The 12,573-nt window shown below is 68.5% G+C and carries 10 protein-coding genes; 3 read left to right on the top strand and 7 right to left on the bottom strand.

Going from position 1 to position 12,573, the window contains the following annotated elements:
- Positions 1–205: 205 nt before the first annotated feature.
- Positions 206–1,054 carry an IclR family transcriptional regulator gene (locus tag BKY59_RS01865; RefSeq protein WP_076068391.1) on the top strand — a complete coding sequence of 283 codons (849 nt, stop codon included), beginning with the start codon at positions 206–208 and terminating at the stop codon, positions 1,052–1,054.
- Positions 1,055–1,098: 44 nt separating this feature from the next.
- Here BKY59_RS01865 and BKY59_RS01870 read toward each other — a convergent pair whose 3' ends face one another.
- A complete protein-coding gene (locus tag BKY59_RS01870) occupies positions 1,099–2,664 on the bottom strand; it encodes a pectate lyase family protein (RefSeq protein ID WP_240499919.1) in 1,566 nt (521 codons plus the stop codon).
- Between the two features lie 437 nt (positions 2,665–3,101).
- On the opposite strand from BKY59_RS01870, the gene BKY59_RS01875 reads away from it, so the two are divergent.
- Positions 3,102–5,582 carry a glycoside hydrolase family 2 TIM barrel-domain containing protein gene (locus BKY59_RS01875; RefSeq protein WP_083671823.1) on the top strand — a complete coding sequence of 827 codons (2,481 nt, stop codon included), beginning with the start codon at positions 3,102–3,104 and terminating at the stop codon, positions 5,580–5,582.
- Positions 5,583–5,822: 240 nt separating this feature from the next.
- Here BKY59_RS01875 and BKY59_RS01880 read toward each other — a convergent pair whose 3' ends face one another.
- The 6 genes from BKY59_RS01880 to BKY59_RS01905 are packed head-to-tail and all read right to left on the bottom strand — an operon-like array spanning position 5,823 to position 11,700.
- Complete coding sequence (locus tag BKY59_RS01880; protein WP_076068392.1) at positions 5,823–6,257, bottom strand: Na+/H+ antiporter subunit G; 435 nt, start codon at positions 6,255–6,257, stop codon at positions 5,823–5,825.
- Complete coding sequence (locus BKY59_RS01885) at positions 6,254–6,523, bottom strand: K+/H+ antiporter subunit F (protein WP_076068393.1); 270 nt, start codon at positions 6,521–6,523, stop codon at positions 6,254–6,256. Before BKY59_RS01885 ends, BKY59_RS01880 begins: the two co-directional genes overlap by 4 nt.
- A complete protein-coding gene (locus BKY59_RS01890) occupies positions 6,520–7,011 on the bottom strand; it encodes a Na+/H+ antiporter subunit E (protein WP_076068394.1) in 492 nt (163 codons plus the stop codon). The genes BKY59_RS01885 and BKY59_RS01890 overlap by 4 nt, the downstream gene beginning before the upstream one ends.
- Positions 7,008–8,525, bottom strand: coding sequence for a monovalent cation/H+ antiporter subunit D (locus BKY59_RS01895; protein ID WP_076068395.1), 1,518 nt, complete (start codon positions 8,523–8,525; stop codon positions 7,008–7,010). Before BKY59_RS01895 ends, BKY59_RS01890 begins: the two co-directional genes overlap by 4 nt.
- Positions 8,522–8,878, bottom strand: coding sequence for a Na+/H+ antiporter subunit C (locus BKY59_RS01900; RefSeq protein WP_076068396.1), 357 nt, complete (start codon positions 8,876–8,878; stop codon positions 8,522–8,524). The genes BKY59_RS01895 and BKY59_RS01900 overlap by 4 nt, the downstream gene beginning before the upstream one ends.
- Positions 8,878–11,700 carry a monovalent cation/H+ antiporter subunit A gene (locus BKY59_RS01905; protein WP_076068397.1) on the bottom strand — a complete coding sequence of 941 codons (2,823 nt, stop codon included), beginning with the start codon at positions 11,698–11,700 and terminating at the stop codon, positions 8,878–8,880. The genes BKY59_RS01900 and BKY59_RS01905 overlap by 1 nt, the downstream gene beginning before the upstream one ends.
- Positions 11,701–11,958: 258 nt before the next feature.
- Here BKY59_RS01905 and arsC point away from each other — a divergent pair, with 258 nt between their 5' ends.
- Complete coding sequence (gene arsC, locus BKY59_RS01910) at positions 11,959–12,402, top strand: arsenate reductase (glutaredoxin) (RefSeq protein ID WP_076068398.1); 444 nt, start codon at positions 11,959–11,961, stop codon at positions 12,400–12,402.
- Positions 12,403–12,573 lie beyond the last annotated feature (171 nt).

Raw genomic sequence — 12,573 nt, forward strand, 5'->3', positions numbered from 1 at the left:
CCAGACTCGAGACAAGCTGCCGAAAAGCGAGCATATCGGCGCGCACCGCCATATCCGCAAGTCGCACCGCCCACCCCGCCGGGGTCCGGTACATTATGCCCACCAGTGCGCGGAAAACGAACGGCAACGGACGTCGCGGCTTGCAACCGTCACGCGAAATGGCGATGGCCCGAACATCGCAGGGCAGCCCGGAAGAACGCGCGCAATGACGAACACGCCCCCAGCGCCGCCGCGCACGAACCGTGGCAGCCAGACGTTGCTGCGCGGGCTGGACCTGCTCGACGTCGTGACCGAACGGTCGATGCGCGTGACCGAACTGTCGGACGTGATGGGCCTGACCCAGATCACGACGCGGCGCATCGTCCGGGCGTTCGTCGATCGCGGCTATCTTGCCCCCACGCGGGATGGCGGTGTCCGGCTGGGCGGTGCGCTGATGCGGCTCGGTTCGCTGGCGCGGGAACAGACCGACCTGCTGCGCGTCGCCCGGCCGGAGATTGCGGCCCTTTCCGCTCGCATCGGCCTGTGCGTCTTCGTTGGCCGCCGCGACGGTGATCAGGCGCTGCATCTCGATCGTGTCGCCGGACGGCAGCGGCTGGAAGTCGCCACCCGGCCGGGCGACCGCCGCCCCATCGCCGAAACCGGCCTCGGCAAGGCGTTGCTGCTCGATGACGACGCCGCATCGTGGGAGCGGCTGTTCGGGCAGATGACGGTCCGCGGGCCGATGGCGGCGTGGTTGCGGGGCATGGCCGAAAACGCGGCGGCCGGCATCGTCCTGCACCGCAGCGACGACGGCGGCTGCTCACGCTCGGTCGCCGCGCCGATCCGCGACGCGTCGGGCGCGATCGTCGCGGCGATCAGCGTCGCGACCGCCGCGCAATATCTCGGCGACGACGCCGTCGCCCGGATCGCGCCGGACGTCGCCACGACGGCCGCGGCGATCAGCCGTTCACTCGGCTGGTCGCCGGACGCGGCACACGATGAACCGGCCGGCGCCGCCTCCGGCACGAAACGTCGGTCGCCGCGACCCCGGCGGTCCGGCAATCCGGCCGCGTAAAGGCGTGCCCCCGGGGTGATCCCCGGGGGCACGCACGTCGCGCCCTACAGCTTGCCCGCCCCCGCATTGGCCAGGATCGTCTGCGCCAGCCCCTCGGTCGGGCGGGCCTGATAGGCGTAGAACAGCGCCGGATACCAGCGGGTGGCCGTCACCGCCGGGAAACGCGACAGCACCGACGCCTGCAGGTCGATCTCGACCCCGTTCAGCACGGTGCCGCTGGCGTAGAAGGTCGATGCGCACTGATCTTCCGAATAACCGATCGTGCGGCAGGCGGCCGTGCGCGCCGCGCTGATCGACGTGCCGGCCAGGTTGGTGGCGCCGGCGTCCGGTATTTGGAGGATGTTGTTCTCCGCATAGATCTTGCCGCTCTGCCCCACGGTCAGCGCGACGAGGAAATTATATGCGCTGCCGGCCAGGACGCCCTCGTACAGGTTGTTGTACACATGGACCTGTCCGTAGCGTACCCGCGGCAGCCGCTGGCGCAGGTTGCGGAAGATATTGTCGTGGAAGGTGACGCGCAACGCGGTCGGGTTTTCCGCGGCCGGGTTGGCCGTGTCGGTACCGCCGATCAGGAAACCCTTGTCGTGGTTGAAGAACAGGTTGTTCGACATCGTCACCAGATCGCCGTTGCGCGTGACATCGGCCAGCCCGTCATGATGCTGCACCTTGAAATCGGCACCGGAGAAATCGACCCCGCCCACCGTCTCGGTCCACACCGACGGGAAACGGTCGTCGGTCCGTGCGCCGTCGCTGAAACTGTTATGGTCGATCCACACCTTGCGCGCATATTGCACGGAGATGATGTCGTAGGCCGAGTTCCAGCGCCCGGTCGAATCGGTCGGGTCCCATTGCGGGAAGAAGTCGAACGAATCTTCGAACGCGATGTTGCGGATCACGATATTCTCGACCGGCGCGGCGCTGCTCGGGCCGATGTTCAGATTGCCGTTGATGATCCGTGCGCTGCCGCCCAGGCCCAGGATCGACGTGTTGGACGGGATGGCGATCTGCACGACCCGGCGCTGCTGCACGGCGGCACAGGCCCGGGCGCTTTCCGGCGCACCGGATACCGCGCGCGTACTGCCCCACACGGACGGGCGGAACGCCGCGTAATAAGCGGCATACAATGCCGTTTCGGTCGAATATCCATAAGTGGCCGACGCGCAGGAAGCGCGAACATAGTCGTCGCCGGTCTGCTCGCGCAGCTGGCGGTCGACGTTCAGGCTCACCGTGCCGCTGACGCGGATGATCTTCGGGCTTGCATCCAGCGTACCCGTCACGCTGCCGTCGTCGGCGATCGTCGCGGTGCCGCCGTACAGCGCCTGGAGCAGTTCGTTGCGGTTCGTGACGATGTAGGTCTTGGCGGCCGTCGCGCCTTCGCCACCGGTGGTGCCGCCCTGGGTCGATGCCCATCCGTCCGCACCGAGCGAGGAAACCGTCGTCGGTGTCGGTGTCGGCGGGGGGGTGGGTGTCGGCGTGGGTGGCGGGGTTGGTGTCGGTGTCGGCGCGGGACCGGCCACCGGCGGCGCGGGGAGGTCACCGGCCTCCTTGCCGCACGCCGAAAGCATCAGCACGGCCGTCAGTGACAGTAGCGGCAAGCGGAATCCACGCACCCTCATCATCCTTCTCCCTCACCGATCGGGTGTCGGCCGCAAAAGCCGCCCCGTCTCTGGCATCGGTAATGGTCGCGCATAATGTCCACCGGTGTCAATGGGTGGTCGTTCGACCGGAACGAAGTAGTTGGTCGCCGGCCCGGCACAGCGTCGCCTGTCCAGCTGGGGCATCGTGCGGATCGATATTCATGTTCGTGGCCGACGTTCGCGGCCCGGTCAAAAGCGACCGAGGACTGTCGGGACGAATACTGCCCATCTGGAAAAGACGATTGCCCCAAAGATAACGTCCGGTCACATATTGAAACTGCCGTGCGAATGTTGGAATGTTCCTCCGTGTCTCAAGCCGGGCATGACCTCCGCTGATCGGCGGACGCGGTCATGAGCCCGGATCGCATGGAAAGCCCGGACAACGGGCATCGAATGGAGAGGAACCGCGCATGCGTCACACCCCCCGCAGGTCGCGGAACGGACCCGGCCGTGGCCGGCCGCAGGCGACTTATCCGGACGAACGTCTGCACGTCTCCTGTCGTGCCGCCGTCGGGGCGCTGGTCGCCAGCCTCCTGCTGACCGGCACCGCCTTCGCCGCCCCGCGGACGGTAACGCCACTCGCCGACGGCTGGCGCTTCGTGCAGGCCGATCCCGAGGGCGCCGAACGGCCGGGCCTGGACGACCGCGCCTGGCAACCGGTGTCCGTCCCGCACGACTGGGCGATCGCCGGGCCGTTCCGCCGGGACGCGAAGGCGGCGGGCGAAAACGGCTTCCTGCCCAGCGGCGTCGCCTGGTACCGCCGCATGCTGGACGTGAAACCGCGCGCAGGCCGGCGAACCTTCATCGAATTCGACGGCATCATGGAACGCAGCGGCATCTGGGTGAACGGCCACCATGTCGGCTATCGCCCGATGGGCTATGTCGGCCAGCGCTACGACATCACGCGCCACCTTCGGGCGGACGCGCGCAACATGGTCGCGGTGCGTGCCGATACATCGGCGGCACCCTCGTCGCGCTGGTACACCGGGTCCGGCCTCTATCGCCACGTCCGCCTGATCGAAACGGGCGACGTCCACATTCCGCAGGGCGGCGCCTATGTCCGCACGCCGACGATCACCGCGGTTCGCGCGACCGCGGCGATGGCGATCGACGTGCGTAACGATGCTTCCATGCCGATGGCGGTCAGGATCGAAGTGGCGGTGACCGACCCGGACGGACGCGAAGTCGCGCGCCATGTTACGCCGGCCACCAGCATCGCCGCCGGCCGCGCTCTGACCGTGCCGGCGGACGTCGCGATCGCCAGCCCGCGCCGCTGGGACATCAGCGATCCCGCACTGTACCGCGCCACCGTCCGCGTGCTGGCCGCCGACGGAACCGTCCTGGACGATGAGGTCGTGCCGTTCGGCATCCGCGCGGCGCGGTTCGATCCCGCAACCGGTTTCTGGCTCAACGGCCGCAACCTGAAGCTGAAGGGCGTGGCCCTGCATCAGGACGGCGGCGCGGTCGGCGCGGCGGTTCCGCTGGCCGTCTGGCGACAACGGCTGACGGCGCTGAAATCACAGGGCGTCAACGCGATCCGGACCGCGCACAACGTCCCCGCCCCCGAATTTCTCGATCTTGCCGATCAGCTCGGCCTGCTCGTGATGGACGAACTGTTCGATCAGTGGAACGTCGCGAAGACACCGGAGGATTACCATCTGTTCTTCGGTGACTGGCACAAGCGCGATACGCTCGACATGGTGCGGCGCGACCGCAACCATCCCAGCATCATCCTGTGGAGCGCCGGCAACGAGATCCACGACACCGCCTATCCGGTGCAGGCGAAGGCGGCCCTGCGCAGCATCCTCGACATCGTGCATGCCACCGATCCGTCCCGCCCGGTCACCCTGGCGCTGTTCCGCCCCAACGTGACAAAGGACTATGAGAATGGCCTGGCCGACATGCTGGACGTCGTCGGCCAGAACTACCGCGAGAACGAACTGATCGCCGCCAGCCGGCAGAACCCGAAACGCAGCATCGTCGGCACCGAAAATGCGCATAACCGCTCGAACTGGCTGCCGGTGCGCGACTATGCGCCCTTTTCCGGCATGTTCCTGTGGACCGGCATCGATTATCTGGGCGAGGCTAACCGATCCGGCTGGCCGAATATCCAGAGCCCGTCGGGGCTGCTCGACCGCACCGGCCGGCAGAAGATCACCGGCATGGAACGCGAAAGCTGGTGGTCGGATCGCCCGGTGGTCCACGTCGTCCGCAATGCCGATCCGACAGCGGCCGGCCCGGCGACCGACGGCGCGGGCGGCCCGAACCAGCCGGCGCTGCCGACCATGATCGCCGTCGCCACGCCCAGGCCGAAGGTCGCGTTGTTCGACGACTGGACGCCCCAGGACCGCCGGCCCCATGACGAGACGATCGAGGTCTACAGCAACTGCCAGCGGGTCGAGGCCTTCCTCAACGACCGATCGCTCGGCACGCTGCCGATCAACCGGGATGCCTCGCCCCGCCGCTGGAGCGTCCGCTACGTGCCCGGTACGGTGCGCGCGCTGTGCCGCGATGCGGGGGGGGCGGGCGTGTCCGACAGCCTGCGGACCGCGGGCAGGCCGGTACGGATCGATCTGGTGGCGGATCAGCCGACGGTGGGTTCGGCGTTCGACGACCTGACCTATGTCCGCGCGCGGGTGGTGGATGCGGGCGGCGTCACGGTGCCCGACGCGACCCACCGGCTCCACTTCAAGGTTACCGGTGCCGGATCGCTGGTCGCGACCGACAACGCCTCCTCGACCGACCACACGCCCTTCCCCACGCCCGACCGCGCCGTCCAGGACGGCGTCGCGGTCGCCCTGGTCCGCGGTGCCGGAACGGGGCGGTTCGACGTCATCGCTACCGCCGATGGCCTGCTGCCGGGAACCGTGCAGCTGACCGCGACGCGCTGACTGCCTCAGTTGTGACTTGTGTCGCCACGACCATCACGACCGTCACGACGATTACGCCCCTCACGACCGTCATCCTGACGGAAGTCAGGATCCATTATCACTACGGCCGTGTCCGACCGAAACTGTAGTGATAATGGACCACAGCGTCCGCTGGGATGACGGTGGAGAAGGCAGCACATGTCTCCCCCACGTCGGAATAATAAGCGCCCCCCGCTCCGTCGCCGGTCCCAACCTGATGCGTTATCGGGCGTCATCCTCCTCGACCACGCTGACGACCTCGCCCGCCTCCGTCTCACCCCGCGCCCCGGCGAACGTCGCCCAGTCCCCTTCGCCGATACCCGGCGGTGGTCCCGCGATGCCGGTCGGCTCGTGCGACGGGTCGGTGCGCGCGCGATGCAGGTGGACCTTGGCGATCATGTTGGCCGATATCGGCGCGGTGATGAACAGGAACAGCGCGATCAGCAGTTCGTGCGCGCTCCAGATCCCATGTCGCGCCAGCGCATAGCCGACCGACGCAAGCAGCAGCGACCCCAGCCCCAGCGTCGTCGCCTTGGTCGGCCCATGCAGCCGCTCCATGGTCGTCGGCAGGCGGACCAGTCCCCAGCTGCCGATCAGCACGAACGCCCCGCCCAGCAGGATTAGCCCGGCCAGCATGCCGTCGACCATCCCGTTCATTCGACGATGTCCCCGCGCAGGATGAACTTGCAATAGGCGATGGTGCTGACGAACCCGACCATCGCCAGCAGCAGCGCCGCCTCGAAATAGGTCGTGTTGCCGCCCAGCATGCCGATCAGCACGATCAGCGCGATGACGTTGATGACCATCGTGTCGATCGCGATGATCCGGTCGCCCGGCGTCGGCCCGCGGAACAGCCGCCAGCCGTTGCACAGCAGCGCGATCGCGACCGCGACCGATGCGATGCGGAGCGCCCATTCGGTCATGCGAACACCCGCAGCAGCCGTGCTTCGTACCGCGCCTTGATCCGCGCGACTTCCGCGTCGGGGTCGGCCACGTCCAGCGCATGGACCAGCAGGTGCCGGCCATCTGCCGATATGTCCGCCGATACCGTGCCCGGCGTCAGGCTGATCGTGCCGGCCAGGACGGTCACCGCCTCCGGCGTGGTCAGCGCGATCGGGATGGTCAGCCAGCGGGATCGCAGGTCGCGGTTGCGCCGGAACAGGATCAGCCGGGCGACTTGAAAATTCGCGACGACGATATCGTACAGCACGATGCAGACATATCCGGCCAGCGCGCGGCCGAACCGCACGCGCGGCCGATCCGGCCAGAACGGTTCGGTGAATTTGGGCAGGACCACGCCCACCACCGCCCCCAGCACGACCCCGCCGACGGTCACCGCATTGGCCATCAGCAGCCAGACGACCAGCAGCATCGCCGACAAGGCCGGATGGGGCAGCAGCCACCGCATCATCGCGCCGGACCCAGCACGGCCAGGCTGTAGCGGTGCGGCGCGAACAGCTGCGCCGCCGCCGCCTGCGCCTGCGCCGTGGCCCAGCCGCCACCCAATGTCAGGACGCCCAGCAGGGCCACCAGCGCGAGCGGCGCGGCGAAGTCGGCCCGCGACCGCACGGGGCCGGCGACCGGATCCGCGCCGTCCGCCTTCCAATAGATCGCGCTGCCGCTCCGCGCGAACCCGATCACGCCGATCAGCGTCGTCCCCAGCACCGTCGCCCACAGGATCCACCAATAGGGCGTCCCGGCCACGGCCTGCAGGATGAACAGCTTGCCGACGAAGCCGGACAGCGGCGGCAGGCCGACCGCGGCGATCGCGGCGGCCAGGAACAGCAGGCCCGCCGCCTGTTGCCCGGCGAAACGCGGGCCGGCGACGGCCGCGTCGGCATAGGGGCCGCGCCGCCGCTGCGTTACATCCGCCATCAGGAACAGCGCCGCCCCTGCCAGCGTCGCATGCACCAGGTAGAACAGCGCCGCCGCCGTCGTGGCCTCCGTCCAGCACGCGACCGCTAGCAGCAGCGTACCCGTCGATCCCAGCAACCCGAACGCCGCCTGTTCGCGCATCCCCCGCGCGGCCAGCACGCCGGCAAAGCCGACGATCGCGGTCAGGACGGCGGCGGGCATCAGCCAGGGCGCCGGCACCCAGGCGGCGGCCCCCGCGCCCGCACCGAAGATCAGCGGCACGGTCCGGATCATCGCATAGACCCCGACCTTCGTCATGATCGCGAACAGTGCCGCCACCACCGGCGCCGTCGCGGTATAGGTGCGCGGCAACCACAGATGCAGCGGCACGACGGCGGCCTTCAGCGCGAACACGGTCAGCAACAGCAGCCCGGCGATCCGCACCAACCCCTGATCCGCCATTCCCAACGCCGCCACCCGCCGCGCCAGGTCGGCCATGTTGAGCGTACCCGTCAGGCCGTAGAGCAGCCCCAGCGCGATCAGGAACAGCGCCGATCCGACGATGTTGACGATCACATAGCCGACCCCCGCCTTCAGCCGGGCCGCCCCCTGCCCATGTAGCATCAGGCCGTAGGACGCGATCAGCAGCACTTCGAAGAACACGAACAGGTTGAACAGGTCGCCGGTCAGGAACGCGCCGTTCAACCCCAGTAGCTGGAAATGGAACAGCGGGTGGAAATGCCAGCCCTTGCGGTCCATCGCTGTGACCACCGCATGCACCATCACGACCAGCGCCAGTGCGGCCGCCAGCACCAGCATGATCGCCGTCAGCCGGTCGATCACCAGCACGATGCCGAACGGCGCGGGCCAGCCGCCCAGCGGATAGGCGCGGATCGCATCGTCCTGCGCCACCCCGAACAGCGCGAGTGCGGCGCCCAGCATCGCGACACATCCCGCCAGCGACAGCGCCACGCCAACGCGCCTCCGCCGCCGCATCGCCAGCAGGGCGAGCGGCGCGACGATCGTCGGGATCACGATCGGCGCGATCACCAGATGATCGAGCGCGGTCACGCCGCGTCCCCTTCGTCGCGACCGTCGGCGATCCCGTCCACCTGGTCCGACCCGCTTTCCAGGAAACTGCGCAGCGACAGGACCACCACCAGCGCCGTCATGCCGAACGTGATGACGATCGCGGTCAGCACCAGCGCCTGCGGCAGCGGATCGGCATGGTCGGTCACGCCTTTCGCGAACAGCGGCGGCCGATCGACCACCAGCCGGCCGATCGCGAACAGGAACAGGTTCACCGCATAGGACAGCAAGGTCAGCCCCAGCACGACCTGGAACGTCCGCCCACGCAGCGCGAGATACACGCCGCCCGCCGTCAACACGCCGATCGCGCTGGCGATCAGGAATTCGAGGCTCATCATGCGGCATCCTCGTCATGCCGATCGCTGGCGCGGGCCGCGCGTTGCGCGACATGGCTCAGCTGCTGCAACGCCATCATCACGGCCCCCATCACGACGCAGGCGACGCCGGTGTCGAACAGCATGGCGGTCGCCAGTTCGAACTCGCCGATCAGCGGCAGGTGGAAATAGCCGAAGCTGCTCGACAGGAACGGCGCACCGAACGCCAGCGACCCCAGCCCCGTCGCGACCGCGATCAGCACGCCCGACGCGATCAGCGGATGCTCGCCGATCCGTCGCCGCTCGTCGGTCCAGTCGAACCCGGACGCGAGATATTGCAACAGGATCGCAATTGCGAACAGCAGCGCGGCGACGAAGCCGCCTCCCGGCTGATTATGCCCGCGCAGGAAGATGTATATCCCGACCAGCAACCCCAGCGGCAGCAGCAGCCGCGTCGCCATCACGAACATCATCGGGTGGCGCTCGGGCGAATGCGGCATGTCCTTGCGCCACGCGCGCAACCGGCGGCCGGCGGCCCCCCGCGCGGCCGGTTCGAGCAGCGCGTAGATCGCCAGCCCGGCAATGCCCAGCACGATGATCTCCCCCATCGTGTCGAATGCACGGAAATCGACCAGCGTCACGTTCACCACATTGGTGCCGCCGCCCCCGGAATAGCTGTTGGCCCAGTGATAGGCGGAGACGGAATCCCGCACCGGGCGGGTCATGATCGCCCATGCCGTCCATCCCGTACCGATGCCGGCCACGATGCCCAGCGCCCCGTCGCGCAGCCGGCGGGGCGTGCCGGACAGCCGTCGCGGCGTCTTGGGCAACAGGTGCAGCGCGAGCAGCAGCAGCAGGATCGTCACCACTTCCACCGCGATCTGGGTCAGCGCCAGGTCCGGGGCGGACAGCCGGACGAACAGCAACGCCATGACGAGCCCGATGACGCTGATGAACACCAGCACCAGGAACCGGTGCCGGTGCGCGACGACGACCGCCAGCGTGGCCGCGATCAGCGCGAACCACGCGACGATCGCGACCGGCGATGCCGGCAGCGTGGTCCGCGTGCCGGTAGCCATGCCGCCGGGCGTCATCGTGCCGTCGATCCCCAGCAGCACCGCCACCGCGAACAGCATGAACAGATAGCGTTGCAGCGAGGCGACATGCACCGCCAGCATAGCGCGCCGCACGTGCGTGACGACGGCGGCCATCGTGGCATCGAACATCCGCTTCGCGTCCGGCAGGCCACCGGCCGGCAGTATCGCCGCCAGCGCACGATGCCGCCACAGCAGCAGCGCCCCGGCCACGACTGCGGTGATGCTCATCGCCAGCGCGGGATTGACGCCGTGCCACAGCGCGAGATGGAGCACAGGCGCGGTGCCGCCGGTCACCGCCCCGCCCGCCGCCGTCACCAGCGGCCCCGCGATCGTCATCGGCAACAGCCCCAGCAGGATCGCGATCGCGACCAGCACCACCGGTGGCCCGAGCATCGCCAGTCCCGGATCGTGCGGCCGCGCCACGGCACCCGTCCGCGTCGGTCCACAGAACAGGGCGAGCGCATAACGCAGCGAATAGGCCACCGACAGCGTCGCGGCCAGCGTCGCCAGCACCGGCACGAGCAACGCCTGCCCCGCAAAGGCGATGTGTGCGCTCTCCTCCAGCATCATCTCCTTCGAGATGAACCCGCCGAGCGGCGGCAGCCCCGCCATCGCCGCCGCCGCCAGCGTGCCGAACGTCGCGGTCACCGGCATAAGCGCGGCGAGCCCGCCCAGCCGGCGGAGATCGCGCGTGCCCGTCTCATGATCCACGATACCGGCATTCATGAACAGCGCGGCCTTGAACGCGGCGTGGTTCAGCATGTGGAAAAGCGCCGCGGTCGCCGCAGCACCCGTCCCGAACCCCAGCAGCATGACCATCAGCCCCAGCTGGCTGATCGTCGAATAGGCCAGGATCGCCTTCAGGTCGTGGCGGAACAGCGCGACCCCCGCGCCGAACAGCATCGTGACCAGCCCGGTCGTCGTGACGAGGTAGAACCAATAGTCGCTCCCCGCCAGCACCGGCCACAGCCGCGCCAGCAGGAACACACCCGCCTTCACCATCGTGGCGGAATGGAGGTACGCGCTGACCGGGGTCGGCGCGGCCATCGCGTGCGGCAACCAGAAATGGAACGGAAACTGCGCCGATTTGGTAAAGGCACCCAGCAGCACGAGCAAGAGAATGGCGGGATAGAGCGGCGACGCCTGCACGATATCGGCCCGCATCAGGATCGTCGCCAGTTCATAAGATCCCGCCGCCTGCCCCAGCAGCAGCAGCCCCGCGATCAGCGCCAGCCCCCCGCCGCCGGTCACCGCCAGCGCCATCCGCGCGCCCTGCCGCGCATCGGCCCGGTCGCGCCAGAACCCGATCAGCAGGAACGACGACAGGCTGGTCATCTCCCAGAACAGCAGCATCAGCAGCACATTGTTCGACAGTGCGATCCCGACCATCGCCCCCTGGAACAGCATCAGGCAGGCAAGGAACCGTCCGGTCGCCTCATCCTTTGCCAGATACCCCTGCGCATAGACCGTGACGAGCGACCCGATCCCCAGGATCAGCCCCGCGAACAGCAGGCCGAGCGGATCGAGCCACAGGCCGAGATCGAGCCCGATCGCCGGGATCCAGGCGATCCTGTTCACGATCACCGTACCCGCCAGCACGGTCGGTGCCGCCGCCGCCAACAGTACGAACCCGGCGACGCTCGTCCCGATCGCGATCGCGAACTGCACCCCGCGCCCCGCGCGCGCGCAGGCCGCCAGCGCCCCGGCGGCCAGGAACGGCAAGATCGTCAGGACGAACAGGATCATCAAATCTGGTCTCTCGGCACAGCCGACCCGTACTCCATCACGCGCCGGAATAGCGACCCGTCATCGACCGTCGCCACGGTACGATATCCTCCGAAGACGCACGAAATACCGGGTACGCCAACCCGATGATTGGGTTCGGAACCGTCCATCCCGTGCGAAGCCGGAAGGGCCGCAGTCCAATCTGCGCGCCAGCTTGCCGGCAGTCGAAAGGCTTGGCATGGACGGCTTGCCCGCACCCGGTTGCCGAAAGCAGGTCCCATGACGTTCCGACCCCAGACCGTCGATATCATTGTCTATCACAACCCCGCATGCGGCACGTCGCGCAACGTGCTGGGCCTGATCCGCAACGCCGGCATTGAACCGCACGTCGTCGAATATCTCAAGACGCCCCCGTCGCGCGCGCTGCTTGTCGATCTGATCCGCCGGGCCGGCATGGCGCCCCGCGATCTGCTGCGCGAGAAGGGAACGCCCTTCGCCGAACTGGGCCTGGACGACGCCGCGCTCTCCGACGATGCGCTGCTCGATGCGATGCTGGACCACCCGATCCTCATCAACCGCCCGCTCGTCGTCGCGCCGCTCGGCGTGAAGCTGTGCCGGCCGTCGGAGACGGTCCTCGACCTGCTGCCCGAACCGCAACGGGACGCGTTCGCCAAGGAGGACGGCGAACCGGTCGTCGATGCGTCGGGCAGACGCGTCGCCTGATGCCGCCTACGGCTTCGGGTGGAACCGCGCAGCCCGACGTCCGCCCGGCCATGATCTTACGCCAACGTCATCGCGCGCGACCTCCCCATGGCTGCACCTCCCGGCGCGGAAGGGCATCCGCATCGGCCGGGATCGCTGAGCGTCCCGCACCAGATCGTCCGGGTCGAGACC

Source organism: Sphingomonas montana (assembly GCF_001956315.1).
Lineage (GTDB): Bacteria > Pseudomonadota > Alphaproteobacteria > Sphingomonadales > Sphingomonadaceae > Sphingomonas_R > Sphingomonas_R montana.